The organism is Formosa sp. A9 (assembly GCF_051200825.1).
Classification (GTDB): Bacteria; Bacteroidota; Bacteroidia; order Flavobacteriales; family Flavobacteriaceae; genus Formosa.
Window position 1 is genome coordinate 1,734,164 of sequence record NZ_CP195158.1, and the last position, 18,967, is coordinate 1,753,130.

General features: G+C 34.9%; 18 protein-coding genes. 8 read left to right on the top strand and 10 right to left on the bottom strand.

Annotation, left to right across the window (positions count from 1 at the left end; translation table 11 throughout):
- Positions 1-61: 61 nt before the first annotated feature.
- On the top strand, positions 62-838 hold the full coding sequence (locus ACR9EA_RS07880; RefSeq protein WP_435139401.1) for a glycoside hydrolase family 25 protein: 777 nt from the start codon (positions 62-64) through the stop codon (positions 836-838).
- On the opposite strand, the gene ACR9EA_RS07885 is transcribed toward ACR9EA_RS07880, so the two are convergent.
- Positions 831-1,490, bottom strand: coding sequence for an HAD family hydrolase (locus ACR9EA_RS07885; protein ID WP_435139403.1), 660 nt, complete (start codon positions 1,488-1,490; stop codon positions 831-833). The genes ACR9EA_RS07880 and ACR9EA_RS07885 overlap by 8 nt on opposite strands.
- Before the next feature lie 121 nt (positions 1,491-1,611).
- Here ACR9EA_RS07885 and ACR9EA_RS07890 point away from each other — a divergent pair, with 121 nt between their 5' ends.
- On the top strand, positions 1,612-1,767 hold the full coding sequence (locus ACR9EA_RS07890) for a hypothetical protein (protein ID WP_435139405.1): 156 nt from the start codon (positions 1,612-1,614) through the stop codon (positions 1,765-1,767).
- A 6-nt stretch (positions 1,768-1,773) separates the two neighbouring features.
- Positions 1,774-2,157: a YchJ family protein gene (locus tag ACR9EA_RS07895; RefSeq protein WP_435139407.1), complete on the top strand. Its 384-nt coding sequence runs from the start codon at positions 1,774-1,776 to the stop codon at positions 2,155-2,157.
- On the opposite strand, the gene ACR9EA_RS07900 is transcribed toward ACR9EA_RS07895, so the two are convergent.
- The 8 genes from ACR9EA_RS07900 to tsaD form a co-directional block, all read right to left on the bottom strand.
- Complete coding sequence (locus ACR9EA_RS07900) at positions 2,158-2,553, bottom strand: DM13 domain-containing protein (RefSeq protein WP_435139409.1); 396 nt, start codon at positions 2,551-2,553, stop codon at positions 2,158-2,160.
- Between the two features lie 62 nt (positions 2,554-2,615).
- Positions 2,616-3,806 carry a THUMP-like domain-containing protein gene (locus tag ACR9EA_RS07905; RefSeq protein WP_435139411.1) on the bottom strand — a complete coding sequence of 397 codons (1,191 nt, stop codon included), beginning with the start codon at positions 3,804-3,806 and terminating at the stop codon, positions 2,616-2,618.
- Positions 3,807-3,813: 7 nt separating this feature from the next.
- Positions 3,814-4,899: an AI-2E family transporter gene (locus ACR9EA_RS07910; RefSeq protein WP_435139413.1), complete on the bottom strand. Its 1,086-nt coding sequence runs from the start codon at positions 4,897-4,899 to the stop codon at positions 3,814-3,816.
- 21 nt (positions 4,900-4,920) lie between these two features.
- The gene (locus ACR9EA_RS07915) at positions 4,921-5,424 is read right to left on the bottom strand and encodes a TrmH family RNA methyltransferase (RefSeq protein WP_435139415.1); all 504 of its coding nucleotides are present in this window, start codon (positions 5,422-5,424) and stop codon (positions 4,921-4,923) included.
- 4 nt (positions 5,425-5,428) lie between these two features.
- A complete protein-coding gene (locus ACR9EA_RS07920; RefSeq protein WP_435139417.1) occupies positions 5,429-6,070 on the bottom strand; it encodes a DUF4159 domain-containing protein in 642 nt (213 codons plus the stop codon).
- Entirely contained in the window at positions 6,067-6,780 is a 714-nt protein-coding gene (locus tag ACR9EA_RS07925) for a 16S rRNA (uracil(1498)-N(3))-methyltransferase (RefSeq protein ID WP_435139419.1), read from the bottom strand. The genes ACR9EA_RS07920 and ACR9EA_RS07925 overlap by 4 nt, the downstream gene beginning before the upstream one ends.
- Positions 6,781-6,782: 2 nt before the next feature.
- The gene (locus ACR9EA_RS07930) at positions 6,783-7,424 is read right to left on the bottom strand and encodes a peptidylprolyl isomerase (protein WP_435139421.1); all 642 of its coding nucleotides are present in this window, start codon (positions 7,422-7,424) and stop codon (positions 6,783-6,785) included.
- Between the two features lie 85 nt (positions 7,425-7,509).
- Positions 7,510-8,532 carry a tRNA (adenosine(37)-N6)-threonylcarbamoyltransferase complex transferase subunit TsaD gene (tsaD, locus tag ACR9EA_RS07935; protein ID WP_435139423.1) on the bottom strand — a complete coding sequence of 341 codons (1,023 nt, stop codon included), beginning with the start codon at positions 8,530-8,532 and terminating at the stop codon, positions 7,510-7,512.
- Positions 8,533-8,636: 104 nt separating this feature from the next.
- Here tsaD and ACR9EA_RS07940 point away from each other — a divergent pair, with 104 nt between their 5' ends.
- The 5 genes from ACR9EA_RS07940 to ACR9EA_RS07960 all read left to right on the top strand — a co-directional run bounded on the left by ACR9EA_RS07940 (position 8,637) and on the right by ACR9EA_RS07960 (position 16,501).
- Entirely contained in the window at positions 8,637-13,037 is a 4,401-nt protein-coding gene (locus tag ACR9EA_RS07940) for a translocation/assembly module TamB domain-containing protein (RefSeq protein ID WP_435139425.1), read from the top strand.
- A gap of 151 nt (positions 13,038-13,188) precedes the next feature.
- Positions 13,189-14,175, top strand: a complete 987-nt coding sequence (gene pfkA, locus ACR9EA_RS07945) for a 6-phosphofructokinase (protein WP_435139427.1) — start codon at positions 13,189-13,191, stop codon at positions 14,173-14,175.
- Positions 14,176-14,191: 16 nt separating this feature from the next.
- Positions 14,192-15,193 carry a type I glyceraldehyde-3-phosphate dehydrogenase gene (gap, locus tag ACR9EA_RS07950; RefSeq protein WP_435139429.1) on the top strand — a complete coding sequence of 334 codons (1,002 nt, stop codon included), beginning with the start codon at positions 14,192-14,194 and terminating at the stop codon, positions 15,191-15,193.
- 82 nt (positions 15,194-15,275) lie between these two features.
- Positions 15,276-16,139 (top strand): BadF/BadG/BcrA/BcrD ATPase family protein, encoded by an 864-nt coding sequence (locus ACR9EA_RS07955; RefSeq protein ID WP_435139431.1) that lies wholly within the window; start codon positions 15,276-15,278, stop codon positions 16,137-16,139.
- A complete protein-coding gene (locus ACR9EA_RS07960; RefSeq protein WP_435139433.1) occupies positions 16,139-16,501 on the top strand; it encodes a methylglyoxal synthase in 363 nt (120 codons plus the stop codon). The genes ACR9EA_RS07955 and ACR9EA_RS07960 overlap by 1 nt, the downstream gene beginning before the upstream one ends.
- A gap of 48 nt (positions 16,502-16,549) precedes the next feature.
- On the opposite strand, the gene ACR9EA_RS07965 is transcribed toward ACR9EA_RS07960, so the two are convergent.
- Complete coding sequence (locus ACR9EA_RS07965) at positions 16,550-18,946, bottom strand: TonB-dependent receptor (protein WP_435139435.1); 2,397 nt, start codon at positions 18,944-18,946, stop codon at positions 16,550-16,552.
- Between the last annotated feature and the right edge of the window lie 21 nt (positions 18,947-18,967).

The window sequence follows — 18,967 nt, forward strand, 5'->3', positions numbered from 1 at the left end:
CGGACACATGGTTGCGGCCATGTGTCTTTTTTTTGTCCATATTTATGTTACATTTGTTACCATGAAAAAGAGATACGTTATTGGTTTTTTGCTGGTAATTTTATTGCTTGTTTTGGCATTAACCACGTATGTTTTTAGAATAGACTTACAATTTTTATATCATAGGTTTACTCAAGAATCGGCTACAGCATCATCTAAAAACGATTTAATCTTTAAGGCTTATCCTCACTCGTTATTTGGTGTGGATTTATCGCATTATCAAGGCGAAATAGACTGGAATAAGGTGCATTATATTAACGATAGTGTGCCGATTGCATTTTTAATTATTAGAGCCACAATGGGAACCGACGGATTGGATAGTACATTTTTGTCGCGTTGGGAAACCATAAAATCTAAATCTATTATACGTGGTGCGTATCATTATTACAGACCCAATCAGCATTCTTTAAGTCAGGCGAAACAATTTAAAACGCATGTAGATTTAAAACCTGGAGATTTACCGCCTATTTTAGATATTGAAAATCTATCGACAGTACAGTCGGTCGAGCAGTTGAAATTGGGTGTAAAGCGCTGGCTAGACGATATTGAAGAGCATTATGGGGTAACTCCAATTATTTACACTGGCGATCATTTTTACAGCAAATATTTAAATACTCCTGAATTTGATAAATACCGGATTTGGATTGCGAATTACGGAAATTACACCGAGCCAATAACTAAGCCTTGGACCATCTGGCAGTTTACAGAACAAGGTACTATAGATGGTGTTGAAGGTTATATCGATTTAAATGTTTTTAAAGGTACCTATCCCGAGCTAAAGTCAATTTTAATTAAATAAATGCGCTTTTAATCGCATCAAAATGAATGGCGCTGTAATTGTCAATCACTTTATTTGCTAGAGTGTAATCCTGATTTTTAGAATGCGGACTTTTAAAAGCTACACAATAAATGCCAGCGCTGTGGGCAGCTTTTATTCCGCTGGTAGAATCTTCTATCACCATACAGTGTTTTGTAGATTCACCTGCAATTTCGGCGGCTCGTAAAAAGATTTCAGGATGTGGTTTGGATGCCGCTAAGCTAGCTCCCGAAATTTTACCTTTAAAATATTTATCTAAATCAAAACGGGTAAAAACATCGTTAATTGTTACTTCCGAGGCCGATGACGCCAATACCAATGTAATGCCGTTATTGTAGTAGTTTTTTATTAAGTCTAATACGCCCGGTAATAAATCTAAATCGGGATCGTTTAAGAACAGCGATTTAAAAGCTTGTCTTTTTAGTTGTACCAATTCTTCTGGTTGATGTGGCAAATTAAAATGATCGCAGATGCCCTTACAGGTGTTAATAGTAGATCGCCCTGTGTAGGTTTGGTAGTGTTCTAATGGTACTTCTACACCAATGGCTTCAAACATATTGTAATAGGCTTTAAAATGTAAAGGTTCTGTGTTAACAATAACACCATCCATGTCGAATAAAACAGCTTTTAGCATCTTTTTTTTATTTGCGAAGATAAAAAAGACATTGGTTTAGTATTCATTTTTTAAGAAATAGTATGAGTTTTAGAGTGCTAAGCTATGTAAATGATGTAATTTTGAAGTTTAAACGATTTCCATGGCAAAAAAAGGACACGCAAAAAACACAAAAAACAAAGCTAAACATGCTAAGTTGATGGCGCGGAAGAAGAATAAGCAAAAATCAGAACAGCAGCTGCGGGAAGAGCGGTTAAAAGCCATAATACAACAAGCCAACAGTACTCAAATAAATTAATACCTTATGATGTGTCCCTGTGGAAGTGATTTAAATTACAAAGACTGTTGCGAAATAGCCCACAATAATATTATGGATGTAAAAACGGCAGAAGCTTTAATGCGTTCTAGATATTCAGCTTTTGTTTTGGCTAACGGTAATTATTTAATGGAGAGCCATTATAAAACGACGCGGCCTGTTAAAGAAAAAAAAGCGATTGTAAATTGGGCAAAATCTGTTAATTGGATAAGTTTAGAAGTACTAAAAACGACCAATGGCAAAGCAACCGATACATCGGGAACTGTAGAGTTTAAAGCCGTTTACCAAGAGTGGGGGAAACTGGAAGTTATACACGAAAACTCTAAATTTATTAAAGAAAACGGATGTTGGTTTTATGTGTCTGCTGTGTAATTATTTTAAAATGGCATAACCAAAATTCACGCTAAAATCTACACACCAAACAACAAGATGGTTGTAAGTAGTTAAGTCAATATCATCAGGGAGATCGTAAGTATAGTTACCGTCTAATCCTTTTAGAATACCTAAAGATACATAATCGGTTACCTCTAAGTCTGTTGTTAAATAAAGTTCTAAAAGAGGCCCGTCATCCGATTTAAAATCATTGAGTTGTAATGTGCTCATGTCTGCACTTACAATTGCAGTGCCAGAAGTAGGGTGGGCGACTGAAACAAAATCACCCATAAGTTCTGTGTTTTGGTCAGGATCCATATTGTTAGAACTATCATCGTCGCTAGAACAGCCTAAAAATGTAATTACTAAAAATAAAGCTAGGATATTAATTTTCATAATATGTGGTTTAAATGGTTGGTTTAGAAAGTAGTCGAACCTGAAAGTTAAAGCTTACAGAATTATGGTTTTGCTACTATTTTTTCGCAAATAAGCACTAATTTCTTAGAGTTGTAATCGGTTGTAAAAAACAGATATAAATCACCACCATCTTTAATTTTCAATTTTTTTCTTAGCTGTTCTACTGTTTCAGGGAAATTTCTAGTGGTTATATTGGCTTTGTTTATGTTTTCTTTTTGAAGTGTTTTCTTGTTGTAATCTAAAGTTTTAAGCACTTTAAAACTACGGCCAGGAAACTCAATATATTGCTCTGAAGTGTATAAATGCGAATGCTTATGCAGCTTATAAATTTGTAATTGATTAGCCACTGCATTAAACCCCCCAGATTTTAATATGGCAGCGTTGGGTTCGTATATAAAATGTAAAGGCGTGTGGTATTCTGCTTCAAAGCGGCTTTCATCCTCGGGCAAAAAGTTAAACGTCTCGGTGTGAGTTTTTGTAATATTAGTTGTGCAAATGCTGAAATCTGCTGTCTGGGCATCACGCTCTAAAATCCAGAGCAATTCTTTAACCTCGTTGTTTACTGCAACAATATGCAGGTTTTTTACATGTTTTAATTCGTTATAACCTATAGTAATGTCTAGCAGCGGAGAGGTTTTAACTAAAATATGTTTAGATTTCGAAAATAAAAATGATAGGTGTTCGGGTACATTAGGCATGCAATCGTTTAAAAAAAACACTTTGCCTTTGCTGTCATGCCGTCTGGAAGGATCTATATAAATCCAATCGAAAGTTTCGTTTGTAGCTTTTAAATATGCTAAACCATCGGTTGCAATAGTTTTAATATTTGCATTTAACTGTGTGTAATTGTGGGCAACTATTTTGCTTAAATCTTCATTGATTTCACAATGGGTTACTTGGTCGAAGTGTTTGGAGAATGCAAGGCAATCTACCCCGAAGCCTCCTGTAATATCTATTATAGAATTTCCCGAAATTAAAGCAGCTTTGTAGTTGGCTGTAATTTCTGAAGAGGTTTGCTCTATATTTAATTTATTTGGATAGTAAATACCTGGCGTGTGGTACCAACTTGGCAGTTTTTTAAAACAACGCTTTTTAGCTTCAATTTGCTCTATAATGTCGCGTGTATCTAAATATTCAAACGGTGGTTTTTTTAAAAGGATACTGGCTGCGATAGTATTTAAATTTTCATTTATAAAATATTGAACTTCAGTATTTAATATGTCTTTATTCAAATAGTTACTATAGGTTTTTAGTTAGGTGCTTTACAATTTTATTTTCAGATAAAAATTCTTTTAAAATTACTTTTAAAGCGGTGTAAGCTGGTACGGCAATAACCATACCTATAATTCCGAATAAAATGCCTGCGATTATAATTACCAAAAAGATTTCTAATGGGTGAGATTTTACGCTTCTAGAAAAAATAATAGGCTGACTAAAAAAGTTGTCGATTAATTGCGCGATACCAAAACCAATAAGTACGTAAATAGTTGTTGGAAGTATTACACTAAAGTCTTCTTGTAAATTGCTCGACATGGTTAAAACAGCCATTAAAATAGCACTAATTAGTGGCCCAATGTATGGTATTAAGTTTAATAGTGCACATAAAAAAGCTATTACTATGGCATTGTTAATTCCGAAAATAAACAAGACAATAGAGTAAATAACGAATAAAATTGAAATTTGTATAAGTAAACCAATAAAATATCTTGAAAGTAATTCTTTAATGGTGTGTAGCGAATTTCGTAAGCGCGATTGTTTAGAATCTGGTATTAATACCATAAAACTATCTTCTAACAAGCGTCTGTCTTTAAGTAAAAAGAACGAAATAAATAACACAGAAAAGAAACCAATACTAAACGATCCAAAGCCACTTAATAACGAATTGAGAAATTCTGGTATTGCAGAATAGTTAATTTTAGATAGTAAATGGTAATTGTCTAAAGACTCTTCTAAATAAATATGTTTATGTTGTAAGTAAGTCGCAACTTGCTTATACACGTTATTTAAGCTCCCTTGTAATTTTTCTAAGTTTAAGAGTGAAAGGTTATGGCCTTGTTCTACTACTAGTGGAATAAACAATAAAATAAGCCCGATAAATAAGCTAACAAAAATGAACATGGTTAAAATTACCGCCACGTTATCGTTAAACTTGAGTTTATTTTTAAACAATCGCACTAAAGGACCGCCAACCAAAGATGTCACGGCGGCGATTACCAAATAAACAATAACAGATTGTATTTTATATAAAAAAAACAGAAAAATGAGCACAACAACTATAGTTAGTAAGGCTCTTAAAATACCGTTAGCAATTATTTTTGAATTCATAAAACAAATATAAATAAACTGTTATTGAATTTGTTTGGTTATTTCGTATAAAATAATGCTGGTAGCTTGTACTACATTCATACTACTATTTTGCCCAAACATATCAATATGTATAACCTGGTCTGCTAGTTCTAATATGCTTTCCGATACTCCAAAATTTTCATCGCCAATAACAATGGCTATGGGTTTTGTGTTGGTGAATATTGCTGTTTTTAAAGAGGAACTGTTTTTAGTGATTTCTAAAACTACAATGGTGTAGCCTTTTTGTTTTAAGTCGGTAACTACATCTGAAGCATCGGTTTCGATAGAAAATGAAACTGCTTTTTCTGTAGACCGTGAGGTTTTTGTTATTTTGCGACCTAATTGAATTTGCGTTCCACAAAGCGCTAAATGTTCCACACCAAAAGCATCGGCAGTTCTAAATAAACTACCAATATTAGGGGCGTTGGTAACGTTGTCGCAAACTAAAGTTATGGGAAAGGTTTTCTTGTCGAAATTTGTATTGTAATAATTCAGTTGTTCCATAACGCTAATTATTGAATACGTAATAGATAATGTTTGCGCCCATTTTTAAAGCTTTATTGCGAACTTCTGGCGGATCGTTATGAATGGCCTCGTCTTCCCAGCCATCGCCTAAATCACTTTCAAAAGTAAATAATACTATCATGCGTTCTTTATGGAATAATGCTAAAGCTTGCGGACGTTTACCATCGTGTTCATGGATTTTTGGCAAGCCTTCTGGAAATGCATAGGGCTTCTGAAAAATAGCATGGTTTGCAGGTAATTCTACCCAATCTTGGTTGGGAAATACGTCTTTTAATGCTTTAGTAATATAAGGTTGCAATCCATAATTGTCGTCTATGTGAAGAAAGCCGCCAGAAACAAGATAATTCTTAAGGTTAATTTTGTCGTCTTCATCAAAAAAAACATTACCATGTCCAGTCATGTGTATAAAGGGATATCTAAAAATATCTGGACTGGACGGCTCTACAGCTTCTATTTTAGGCGAAATTCTTGTGCTGATGTTCGCGTTACAAAAAGCTACTAAATTTGGTAACGCAGTTGGGTTGCTGTACCAATCGCCACCACCTTTATAATGTAAAACGGCGATGTCTTGTGCCTGCAATGTAGTATGTAAGATTCCTAAAATAATAAAGAAGAATACTCTCATGCTTCGGGTTCGTTAATTAAAGCTGCCGTATGGCAGGCTACTATAGCAGCAGTTTCTGTACGTAATCGCGTGTTGCCCAATGCTACGGGTTTAAAATTGTTTTTTAGTGCAAGAGCGATTTCCTGAGTGCTAAAATCGCCTTCTGGACCTATTAAAATGGTAATATCCGTATTAGGGTTTAGGCTGTGTTTAAGCGATGTTTTTTGAGTTTCTTCGCAATGCGCAATAAATTTTTGACCTTCAAAAGGCGCAGCTATAAAATCTTTAAAGGAGGTTGGAGCATTTAAAACAGGCATGTAATAATGCAACGACTGTTTCATGGCCGATTGTAAAATTTTTTCAAAACGCTCTAGTTTTACCACTTTACGTTCGCTATGGTCGCAAATAATAGGCGTAATAGTGTCTATACCTATTTCGGTAGCTTTTTCTAAAAACCATTCGTAGCGATCGTTCATTTTTGTTGGTGCGACAGCTAAATGCACGCGATATGGTTTTGGGTGTTGAAATGTTTTTTCTGTAATAACAGCTAAACAATTTCGTATATCCGCCAAAGTAAGTTTTACGTTAAACAACCAGCCATTACCATTGGTTACCTGCAACATATCGCCATTGGTTTTTCGTAATACCTTAATAATATGTCGGCTTTCATCTTTCGAGAACGCGAGTTCTTGCGAATTTTCGGTAATGTCTGGATTGTAAAATAATTGCATGTTTAAATGGCTTCGGTTACTTTAAGCACTTTAATTTCTTCAATAGGTTTTGGTGCTTCAGTCCTTAAAATTACATAATGCCATTTTTTAGACGAAATATTTACGGTAAAAAGTTTGTTAGGGTAGTGGTTTTTGTCGTTTCCTATAACTTCTTCTTCAAATTCTTTAGGCATATCGCCGCTTGTAAACCAACCCGTGTCGCCACCTCTTGATGCATTTTTATCCATAGAAAATTGTTTGGCTAAATCACGAAAAGGAACGCCTTGGTCGAATTTAGAAAAAATGGTTTGTCTGTAACGTTTTAGTTCGTAATCGGTAAGTCCTTCGCTGTCAATAAAAATATAGCTTACACGGTAATACATAACGTTGTCTTTTTGAATGACTTTATAGGTGGTTTTTTCAAAACCATTTTCGTACACTTTGCTTCCGCCTAAAGATAATTTAAATAAATCTTTAGTCATGTTCGTGTCGTGTTTTTCTTGATTAAAGGTGTAGATTTTACCTCTATAGGCTTTGTTGCTTTTTATAAAACGTTCGGCTTGTGCTGTTGTGGTAATACTGTCTAAAGTTGATTGATTTTTCTTTTGGGCTAGACATAACATAGAGGCCGAAACAGCTCCTATGAAAAGGATGTGTTTTAACATGAGTAGGTTAGGGATTTTGGGGTTAAAATTGTAATTAATTTGGACTACAATAATACTATATTTAGTCTATTTTTAATAGTATTTATTACAATTTTAATCGTGCGGAAGCCGAAATATTTGAGTCTGAAAAATCTTGCTCTAAATATTTTAAATAGCCTACTATGGCTATCATGGCAGCGTTATCTGTAGTGAATTCAAATTTAGGAACATAGGTGGTCCAGCCAAATTTATGCTCTCCATCTTTTAATGCTTTTCGTATGCCTGAATTTGCTGAAACTCCGCCGCCAATAGCAATATGCTTAATACCTGTTTGTTTAGATGCTTTTTTTAATTTATCAATTAAAATACCAATAATGGTGTATTGAATAGACGCACAGATATCGTTAAGTCGCTCTGAAATAAAATTAGGATTGGCCTTAGTTTCTTTTTGAATAAAATATAAAATGGCTGTTTTAAGTCCAGAAAAACTAAAGTTCAATCCATCTACTTTAGGTTTTGTAAATGAGAAAGCTTTGGGGTTACCTAATTGTGCGCGTTTATCGATTTCTGGTCCGGCAGGGTAGCCCAAACCTAAAATTTTACCACTTTTATCGTAAGCTTCACCTACAGCATCGTCTATGGTTTCTCCAATAACTTCCATGTTAAAGTAGCTATTCACTTTAACAATTTGAGTGTGTCCGCCAGAAATAGTCATCGCTAAAAACGGGAAAGGTGGTTTTTTAAAGCCTTCCTCATCTATAAAGTGAGCCAAAATATGTGCTTGCATGTGGTTAACATCTATTAACGGAATGTTTAATCCCAACGCTAACGACTTGGCAAAAGAGGTTCCTACCAATAGCGACCCCATAAGTCCTGGGCCTCGGGTAAAGGCAATAGCGTGCAATTGGTCTTTAGTAATATTGGCTTTCGCTAAGGCTTGGTGTACAACGGGTACGATGTTTTGTTGATGTGCTCTAGAGGCTAATTCAGGCACTACACCACCATATGCTTCGTGAATACTTTGGTTAGCCACAACATTGCTTAATATTTTGCCGTTATGTATTACAGACGCTGCTGTATCGTCGCAAGAAGACTCAATTCCCAGGATGTAGATATTTTCTGAAAGCATTCGATTATATTAGAAGCAATTATTGTTATTTTTGGCTCAAAGTTATAACTTTAAAACGTATCAAAAAATTTTTAAAAATACTATCTAAATTAGTAGCCATTGTCTTGCTGCTATTTATCATTTTGGTGTTGGTTTTGGCCATACCTGGTGTGCAGACCAGATTGGGTAAATATGCGACTTCCAGACTAAATGAATCTTTTCATACACGTATCAATATTGGTGCTGTAGGTCTTCATTTTAATGGCGATGTACAAATTAAAAATGTTTATATAGAGGATTATAAGCAAGATACCCTAATTAGTGCTAAGATGCTGGAAACTCATATTGTGAATTTTAGGAATTTATATAACGGCAGGTTAGTGTTTTCGGACATTGCTTTAAGTAATGTTAATTTTAATATTAAAACATATAAAGGAGAAACAGAGAGTAATTTAGATGTGTTTGTGTCTCGTTTTGATGACGATAATAACGACGATACTCCGAGTAATTTTTTATTGTCGTCTAGCGACGTTTCTATTTATAAAGGCAAGTTTACCTTTACAAACGAAAATCTGGAACACCCCGAGGTGTTGATTTTTAATGATATTACTATAAATGCTTCAAATTTTTTAATTCATGGTCCAAAAGTTTCTGCGCGAATTAACACCTTAGAATTTACAGATAGCAGAGGCTTGCATGTAGATAATATGAGTACCAACTTCGCTTATACTTTAAACGACATCACATTTGCTGATTTAGATTTAAAAACAGCAGATTCTAATTTGCAGGGCGATGTTAAATTTGAGTTTAATAGAGAAGACCTTCAGTATTTTACAGATAAAGTTCAGGTAAACGCCAACATTACTTCGGCCGATTTGGCTTTAAGCGATCTCAATTATTTTTATAATGAGTTTGGAGTCAACCAAAGAGCCATTTTTAATGTGTTGTTAACAGGTACTTTAAACGATTTACAATTAAACGATTTAAACTTAAAAACCAATACCAATTCTAGAATTGTTGGCGATATTAATTTTAAAAACCTGTTTAGTAAAGATGCTTCTGGTTTTTATATGAAAGGTCAGTTCAACAGGCTGTCGTCTACATATTTCGATCTCGTAAAGTTACTGCCCAATTTATTGGGTAAAACCATTCCGTCGTCTTTCGACAGGTTGGGGCATTTTAATATTACGGGGCAAAGCGAAATAACTACCTCTAAAATAAATGCCAAACTAAATATTAATACCGATTTAGGAGTAATAGAATCCGATTTGCAGCTTACCAATATCAATCAAATTGATAAGGCGTCTTATAAAGGTAATATTGTGGTTACCGATTTTGATTTAGGGGCTTATTTAGATAATCCGAAGTTTTTTAAAACGTCTTTAGATTTAGATGTTGACGGTAGCGGATTTACAGATAAAAACATAGATACTAAAGTAAACGGACAGGTTTATTATTTAGATTTTAATAACTATTCCTATAAAGACATTGAAGTTTCTGGTAATTTTAAAAGCAGCAAATACAACGGGAAACTGGTTAGTAACGACGAGAATTTTAAACTTAATTTTGATGGTTTAGCTGATTTTTCAAGACGAATAAAAACTGTAGATTTTATAGCCGATATTAAGTACGCTAACTTTAGGGCTTTAAATTTTGTTACCAAAGACACCATTTCTATGTTTAAAGGTAATGTAGAAATCGTGGCAGGAGGTACCTCTATAAACGATGTAGAAGGTATTATTTCGTTTACAGATTCAAATTATTATAACGAAAACGATAACTATTTTTTTGATGATTTTACCATAACATCTACTTTTAAAGATACTATTAGGCATGTAAAGGTTAATTCGCCAGATATTATTGAAGGTGAAATGGTTGGATATTTTAAATTTAGAGATATTGGTAAATTACTTAAAAATGCGGTAGGTAGCATATATAGTAATTTCGAGCAGATTCCCTTAAAAGAAAATCAGTTTTTCGATTTCAATTTTAAAATCTATAACAAAATAGTAGAAGTGTTTTATCCTAATATCGAGTTGGGTAAAAATACGTATATAAAAGGGCATGTGCAGAGCGACGACAATAAATTAAACCTTACTTTTAGGTCGCCCGAAATAAAATTGTACGATTACTTTGCTAGTAACATACAATTGGATGTCGATAATAAAAATCCGCTTTTTAATACCTATCTGGAAGTAGATAGCATAAATACAAAACTGTACGATATTTCTAAATTCAGTTTAGTAAATGTAACCCTAAACGATACGCTTTATATGCGTACAGAGTTTAAAGGAGGTAAAGAAAATAAAGATGCGTATAACATCAATTTCTATCATACCATAAATACCGATAATAAAAACGTTTTAGGATTTACAAGTTCCGATGTAACGTTTAAAAATAATGTATGGACGGTTAACAAAAACAAGGATACTCTAAATAAGGTTATTTTTTCTAACGATTTTAAGGATATTAATGTCCATAAACTCGACATGGTTTATGGTAACGAAGAAATTTATTTAAATGGTTTTTTAATCGATTCTACCGAAAAAGATATAGAGCTTACTTTTAAAGACGTAAACTTAGAACATGTTCTGCCCGATTTAGATAGTTTAAAACTTAAAGGTGTTTTAAATGGCGACATCGATATTTTACAACAAAAAGGGCATTATTTACCAAGTTCTAATGTAATAATAGATAGTTTAGAGGTTAACGATTTTGTTTTAGGGTCTTTTGAAGGAAATATTTCTGCCAACGAAAATTTAACGAGGTATTATGTGGATGCTAAAATTAAAAATGATGCAGATAGAACCTTTACAGCAATCGGTTATATAGATGCCTTAAACAATCAATCGTATATCGATGTCGATTTAAGGTTTGATGCTTTTAATTTAAGACCATTTAGTCCTTTAGGTAAAGATGTTATTAGCGATATTCGGGGTTATGTTTCTGGCGAAGCTAAATTAATAGGTAATCTTAATCACCCAGCAATTGAAGGCGATTTAAAACTTCGGGAGGCGGGTTTGCTAATTCCATTATTAAATACGAATTATGATTTCGAAGACGGTTCGCGGGTGGTTTTAAGAAATCAAGAATTCATTTTCGATAAGATAAAACTTACAGATCAAGCTTATCAAACCAAAGGCGTATTGGCTGGGTTTATAAAACATGATAATTTCGATGATTGGGAGCTCGGTATCGATTTAAGCACCGACAGATTATTGGTTTTAAATACCGATGATTCGGAAGACGCCCTGTATTACGGAACAGGATTTATTGGTGGTACAGCAACTATTTATGGGCCTACCGACGAGCTGGTTATTTCTGTTGATGGCGCAACTAAAGAAGGAACGGTATTTAAAATTCCTATGAGCGATTCCGAATCTTTTGGCGACAATACGTTTATTCATTTTTTAAGTGAAGAAGAAAAACAAGCAAAACTTGAAGGAAAGTCGTTTTTAGTTAAAGATTTAAAAGGATTAGAGTTAGACTTCGATTTGGATGTCGATAAAAATGCTGAAATCGAAATTGTAATGGACAGGAATTCGGGAAGTACTATAAAAGGACGCGGTATTGGAGGGCTTTTAATAGAAATAAACACCAACGGAAAATTTAATATTTATGGCGACTTTTCGGTATTTAATGGGGTGTATAATTTTATGTATGGTGGTTTAGTGCAAAAAGAGTTTATAGTAGAACCAGGAGGGACCTTGGCTTGGGATGGGAATCCGCTTGGTGCGCGAATAAACATTAAAGCGATTTATAAAACGCAGGCCAATCCGTCGCCGTTACTAGATAATCCTATAAATAAAAGTATTCCTGTAAATGTAGAAATAGAGTTAACCGACCAATTGGAAAAACCCGAAGTAAATTTTGGTTTCGAGTTTCCTAATGTAAATTCTACCGTAAAATCGGAGTTAACCTATAGGTTAGAGTCTAAAGAAGACCGCGATAATCAGGCCTTATACCTCCTAACCACAGGATCTTTCGCCAGTGGTATTTCTGGAGTTAATCCTTACGGTACGCTAACAGAGCGCTTAAATGGTATAGTTAACGATCTGTTTTCTAAAGGCGATAATAAATTGAATATTGGATTAAATTACGAATTGGGCGAAAATAATCCAGACTACCAAACCGACGACAGATTTGGAGTAACCCTGCAAACACAAATTAGCGATCGGGTAATGATTAATGGAAATGTCGATGTACCTGTTGGTGGCGTTAGCCAAACAGTAATTGCAGGCGATATAGAAGTTAATTTCCTTTTAAATGACGAAGGTACTTTAACAGCTAATGTATTTAACCGTGAAAATAGTATTAGAGATTTCGGTGAAGAAATAGGGTATACCCAAGGTGTAGGTATTTCGTATAATGTAGATTTCGATACGTTTAAAGAATTGCTTCAAAAAATATTTTCAGGAAAAGCTCAAAATCAAGATCCTTCAGAAGTTCCGCAAGAGGAACAAAATCCTAGCTCGTCTTTACCAGAATTTATCATTATGAAAGACGAAAATTCAGCAGAAAATTAAATTGAAAAACAGCAATTATATTGAAATATGGAAAAGTTTTTAACTTTTTTTTAATTCAAACGTTATAGTTTTAACCGCTAAGTTAAAATGTACTAAAAGCAGTTTCATATGTAGTTTTTCTTTAGTAGTTTTACTGTAAATGAAAAAAAACATGTCGAAAACAATCAAAAAAATTGGTGTGTTAACCTCTGGAGGAGATGCTCCAGGAATGAACGCTGCCATCCGTTCGGTGGTAAGAACATGTGCTTATCACAAAATTGAATGTGCCGGAATTTATCGCGGATATCAAGGGATGATTGAAGGTGATTTTGTAATGATGGATGCACGTAGTGTAAAAGGAATAATTAATAAAGGAGGTACTATTTTAAAATCGGCAAGATCTAAAGAGTTTATGACTGTTGAAGGTCGTAAAAAAGCCTATGCCCAACTGCAAAAAGAAGGTATAGATGCCTTAGTGGTTATTGGCGGAGATGGTAGTTTTACAGGTGCCATGGTATTTAATAACGAGTTCGATTTTCCTGTAATGGGTATTCCTGGAACCATAGATAACGATATTTACGGCTCTACCCATACTTTAGGGTACGATACCGCACTAAATACTGTAGTAGAAGCAGTCGATAAAATTCGAGATACAGCAAGTTCGCACGACCGATTATTTTTTATAGAAGTAATGGGGCGCGATGTAGGCCATATTGCCCTAAACGTAGGTGTAGGAGCAGGAGCAGAAGAGGTATTAATACCAGAAGAAGATTTAGGTTTAGATCGTTTGTTAGACTCGTTGCGTCGCAGTAAAAAATCAGGAAAATCGTCTAGTATTGTTATAGTTGCGGAAGGCGATAAAATAGGAAAAAATGTATTCGAACTAAAAGACTATGTAGACGAAAACATGTCTGAATACGAAGTACGTGTATCTGTTTTAGGGCATATGCAACGTGGCGGATCTCCATCATGCTTCGATCGTGTTTTAGCGAGTAGAATGGGCGTGAAAGCAGTAGAAAGTTTGTTAGAAGGTAAAACAAGTTTAATGGTTGGTTTAATGAACGACCAAATGGCTCTTACACCTTTAGACCAAGCTATAAAAGGACAATCAAAAATTAACTTAGAATTACTACGTGTGTCAGATATCATGACCACTTAAACATTAAAACAAGAATATGTCAACATTAAAATTAGGAATTAACGGATTTGGTAGAATTGGTAGAATTGCCTTTAGAGCAACATTAAACAGACCAGATGTAGAAGTTGTAGCTATTAACGATTTGTTAGATGTTAACCATTTAGCATACTTATTAGAATACGATTCTGTTCACGGTAAGTTTGACGGAACAATAGAAGTAAAAGACGGACATTTAGTTGTAAACGGAAAGCACGTTAGAATTACAGCAGAAAAAGACCCAACACAATTAAAATGGGATGAAGCAGGAGTAGATATCGTTGCAGAATGTACAGGTATTTTTACAACTCTAGAAAAAGCAGATTACCACATTCAAGCTGGTGCTAAAAAAGTAGTTATCTCTGCACCTAGTGCCGATGCTCCAATGTTTGTAATGGGTGTTAACGACGAAAAATTAACAGCAGAACATACTATTGTATCTAATGCATCTTGTACTACTAACTGTTTGGCTCCTGTAGCGAAAGTGTTAGATGATAATTTTGGTATAGAAGAAGCTTTAATGACTACAGTTCACGCAACTACAGCTACACAAATGACTGTTGATGGGCCTTCTAGAAAAGACTGGAGAGGCGGACGTAGTGCTTTATTAAACATTATTCCAGCTTCAACAGGTGCTGCTAAAGCCGTAGGTAAAGTAATTCCAGAATTAAACGGTAAACTTACAGGTATGGCATTTAGAGTACCAACTGCCGATGTATCTGTAGTAGATTTAACTGTAAAAACTAAAAAAGACACTTCTTTAGAAGAAATTAAAGCTGCTTTTAAAGCTGCTTCCGAAGGACCTATGAATGGTGTTTTAGGCTATACAGACGAGTTAGTGGTTTCTCAAGACTTCGTTAGCGATGCACGCACAAGTATTTTTGATGCTGAAGCAGCTATCGAATTAAACTCTAAATTCTTCAAAGTAGTATCTTGGTACGATAACGAATTCGGATATTCAAATAAATTAATCGACTTAGCTCAAAAAGTTCACAGTTTATAATTTTCACTATAATATTCCGTAATTTTATAGCCATCAATTTGTGATGGAGATAATTTTACGGAATTTTTTTATATAAAATAATATGATTTTAATAGTTGACAGCGGGTCTACAAAATCTGATTGGATAGCAGTAGATAAAAACGGCAATCAGTTGTTCGAAAAAATACGAACAAGTGGTATTAATCCAGCCATTCTTTCAGAAAAAAAATTAAGAAAAATTATAAAGAAAAGCGAAGAGCTTAACGAGATTAAAGCACAGGTAACCCATGTGTTTTTTTATGGTGCTGGTTGCGGTACAGAAAATCCGAAACAACTTTTAAAAGGCATTTTAGAAGATTTCTTTTCTGGTGCTCAAGTAGAAGTTGATGAAGATACTATGGCAGCGGTATACGCTACAATAAGTGCTCCAGACGAAGCAGCTGTGGTTTGTATTTTGGGTACAGGGTCTAATTGCAGTTATTTTGATGGCTCTAAATTACACCAGCGTGTAAAATCTTTAGGATGGAGCTTGATGGACGATGCCAGCGGAAATTATTATGGCAAGCAATTAATTAGAGATTATTATTTTAATAAAATGCCAGAAACTATTCGTGTAGCTATGGCCGACAAATATAATCTTGAAGCCGATTATATAAAATACAACATTTATAAGCAGCCAAACCCGAATGCATTTTTAGCTAATTTTGCCGAGTTTATGTTTCTTAATAAAGACTCGGAATACATTAAGGAATTAATTAAAAAAGGCATTCGTTTATTTGCAGAGAATATGATTATGCAATATAAAGAAGAGTTAAAAACTGTTCCGGTACATTTTGCAGGATCGATTGCATTTTATGCGAAAGATGAAATTAAAGAAGTTGCAGAAGAATTAAATTTTAGAGTTGGTAATTTTACCAGACGCCCGATAGAAGGTTTAGCTAAGTTTCATACAAAGGATATCGATTAATGGAAATAGCGATTATTGCACACGATGGAAAAAAAGCTGAAATGGTTCAGTTTTTAAACGAAAATAGAGAAGTATTAGAGCAGAAACAAATTTCACTCATCTCTACAGGAACAACAGGGCAAAAAGTAGAAAAAGCAGGTTTTGAAGTTACACCGTATTTATCTGGTCCTTTAGGGGGAGATGCGCAAATAGCTGCTCGTGTTGCAGAAGGTTTGTGCCATATGGTGTTGTTTTTTAGAGATCCGTTAGAAAAGCATCCGCACGAACCCGATATTTTTATGCTAATGCGTATTTGCGATGTGCACGATGTGCCTTTAGCAACAAATCCAGCAACAGCCGCTTTATTAATTAAGGGGTTATAAAAACAAAAAAATTCTCGATAAGAGAATTTTTTTGTTTTAGGGTGAATTTTAAAACTTCATGGTTGTTCTTACATTAAAAACACGGGGTGTTAAATAATTAGGTATAGCATATTGTCTTTTGCTATACACATCGCGTACCCAAGTATTGGTTATTGAGTTTTGTACATCGAAAACATTAAAAATTTCGAAACCAACAGATAGGTATTTAAATGGTTTTCTCCAGCCGCTTTCAAAAGCATCGGTTTTATCTACAATAACATATTGCAGTCCTAAATCGGCACGTTTGTAATCTGGCAAGCGGCTTTGGTAATCGTAAGGATCTGCATAACTAGGCGATCCTCCTGGTAACCCTGTATTGTAAACCAAGTTTAAATACATTTTCATACTTGGTAATTTAGGCACATAGTCTTGAAATAAAGCTCCAAATTTTAAGCGTTGGTCTGTTGGTCTGGCAATATACCCTCTGTCGTTTATATTTTCTTCGGTTTTTAAATAACCAAAACTAAACCACGATTCGGTGCCTGGAACAAATTCGCCGTTTAATCGTAAATCTAGACCGTAAGCATAAGCTTCTGCAATATTGGCTGCCCGATATCTTATGCGTACATTTTCAATAGTATAAGGGTTAACGTCGGTTAATTTTTTATAATAGGCTTCTGTAGTTAATTTAAAAGGGCGTTCCCACATATTAAAGCTATAGTCGTTCCCTGCTACAAAATGTATAGATTTTTGGGCTTTAACAATGGGATTTACAGTTCCCGTAGAATCTCGGAGTTCTCTGTAAAACGGTGGCTGATAATACAAACCTCCCGAAACCCGAAACAACATGTCGTGTTTCCAGTCTGGTTTAATGGCAAATTGTGCTCTGGGACTTACTACAGTTTGGGCGTTGCTTTTAATGCCAGCATCGTTAACATCCCAGGTGTGCGAACGTAAGCCTGCATTGGCCCAAATGTCGTGGTTACCCCACTGAAAGCGTCGACTCCATTGTAAGTATGCTTGTACGCGTTGTATAGTGGTGTGGTTGGTAGCTCTAACATTTTCGAATGTGACCAATGGCCCTTCATAAGGTTGATAAGGCTGATTGTTAGGGACTCTAAATTTTGGGGGGTTGATGGAGAATCCCGCCGAATCGATAACTTCCCATTCTACCAAACGGTCTCTAATATCTTCGTTGGTATATTTTACAGACCATTCAAAATCGTTGTCATTTAATTTGTAGCTCCCTTTATGTTCAATATTGGTAATGAAAGCATCTAAGTCGTTGCGACCATGATTGAGTTGGCTGCCTATACCTTCACTAAATTCTACTTCACCTAAATTTTCGTCGCCAATATTACTGTTAACTTCTCCTAGACGGTATTGTGCAAGAATATCGAAATATTCTTCTTCTGTCGTGTGGTATGCAGACCCTGTAAGGTGTAGTTTTAGGTTGTCGTTAGCAACGTAGCTGGCTTGCAGCGCCCCAAATAAAGTTTGATAAGCATCTTTTTCTTGTCCGTCATAATACACCAATAAGGCTAACGGATTGTCTATGGTTCCAAAGTTAGTTTGGCGCGTTTCGGGTTCGTAATTGTATTTGTTTATAGAGGCATTACCTAAAAAGCTAACACTAAATTTATCTGTAAACCTGTAGGTTAAATAACTTTGTATGTCGGCAAAAGTAGGATCGTAGTTGGTTTGCGTTTCTTTTGCATTTACCAGTAAACTGTTATCGCGGTAGCGCATACCTACTATACCCGTAAATTTTGAGTCTTTGCTAATGCCTTCAACAGAAAGACTTCCGCCTAACAAACTTAAATCGGCATTTACGGCAAAATCTACAGGTTTTCTATAAGTTATATCTAAAACAGAGGATAGTTTGTCTCCAAATTTAGCTTGAAAACCTCCTGCCGAAAAATCGACATTATGCACCATATCGGTATTTACAAAACTTAAACCTTCTTGCTGTCCTGAACGTATTAAAAATGGTCTGTAAACTTCTATGCCATTTACATAAACTAAATTTTCGTCGTAATTACCACCACGCACCGAGTATTGCGTGCTTAACTCGTTATTGTTGCTAACTCCTGGAAGGGTGGCTAAAATATTTTCGACACCTTGATTGGCGCCAGGGATATTCCTTATTGTTGTGGGGTTGAGAGTTACAATACCTTCGGCTTCCTTTTTGTTGCTTCCCGAAAGTACAACGGTAGCAATTTGCTCTATGTTTGCACTCACAACTGGATTAAATTCGAAAACTTCTCCTGTTTTTAAATAAAATTGTGCCGTTACACTTTTGTAGGATAAATGCGAAAATTGAACGGTTATGTTTTGATTGCTTGGTATGTTTAATTGATAAAAACCGTTTTCGTTAGTAAGTGTGCCGTCTTCATTAGCTTTAATACTAACATTACTTATAGGTTGATGTGCATCGTCTAAAATAATACCTTGTAGTGTTCCCATTTGCGAGAAACAGAAAAAGGG

What these genes read in the sequence shown, in the direction of transcription:
- ACR9EA_RS07920 (WP_435139417.1), bottom strand. Translation starts at nt 6,070, where the DNA reads ATGAGAGTATTCTTCTTTATTATTTTAGGAATCTTACATACTACATTG.
- ACR9EA_RS07930 (WP_435139421.1), bottom strand. Translation starts at nt 7,424, where the DNA reads ATGTTAAAACACATCCTTTTCATAGGAGCTGTTTCGGCCTCTATGTTA.
- ACR9EA_RS07925 (WP_435139419.1), bottom strand. Translation starts at nt 6,780, where the DNA reads ATGCAATTATTTTACAATCCAGACATTACCGAAAATTCGCAAGAACTC.
- ACR9EA_RS07955 (WP_435139431.1), top strand. Translation starts at nt 15,276, where the DNA reads ATGATTTTAATAGTTGACAGCGGGTCTACAAAATCTGATTGGATAGCA.
- ACR9EA_RS07890 (WP_435139405.1), top strand. Translation starts at nt 1,612, where the DNA reads ATGGCAAAAAAAGGACACGCAAAAAACACAAAAAACAAAGCTAAACAT.
- ACR9EA_RS07895 (WP_435139407.1), top strand. Translation starts at nt 1,774, where the DNA reads ATGATGTGTCCCTGTGGAAGTGATTTAAATTACAAAGACTGTTGCGAA.
- ACR9EA_RS07900 (WP_435139409.1), bottom strand. Translation starts at nt 2,553, where the DNA reads ATGAAAATTAATATCCTAGCTTTATTTTTAGTAATTACATTTTTAGGC.
- ACR9EA_RS07880 (WP_435139401.1), top strand. Translation starts at nt 62, where the DNA reads ATGAAAAAGAGATACGTTATTGGTTTTTTGCTGGTAATTTTATTGCTT.
- pfkA (WP_435139427.1), top strand. Translation starts at nt 13,189, where the DNA reads ATGTCGAAAACAATCAAAAAAATTGGTGTGTTAACCTCTGGAGGAGAT.
- ACR9EA_RS07915 (WP_435139415.1), bottom strand. Translation starts at nt 5,424, where the DNA reads ATGGAACAACTGAATTATTACAATACAAATTTCGACAAGAAAACCTTT.
- ACR9EA_RS07965 (WP_435139435.1), bottom strand. Translation starts at nt 18,946, where the DNA reads ATGGGAACACTACAAGGTATTATTTTAGACGATGCACATCAACCTATA.
- gap (WP_435139429.1), top strand. Translation starts at nt 14,192, where the DNA reads ATGTCAACATTAAAATTAGGAATTAACGGATTTGGTAGAATTGGTAGA.
- ACR9EA_RS07885 (WP_435139403.1), bottom strand. Translation starts at nt 1,490, where the DNA reads ATGCTAAAAGCTGTTTTATTCGACATGGATGGTGTTATTGTTAACACA.
- ACR9EA_RS07960 (WP_435139433.1), top strand. Translation starts at nt 16,139, where the DNA reads ATGGAAATAGCGATTATTGCACACGATGGAAAAAAAGCTGAAATGGTT.
- tsaD (WP_435139423.1), bottom strand. Translation starts at nt 8,532, where the DNA reads ATGCTTTCAGAAAATATCTACATCCTGGGAATTGAGTCTTCTTGCGAC.
- ACR9EA_RS07910 (WP_435139413.1), bottom strand. Translation starts at nt 4,899, where the DNA reads ATGAATTCAAAAATAATTGCTAACGGTATTTTAAGAGCCTTACTAACT.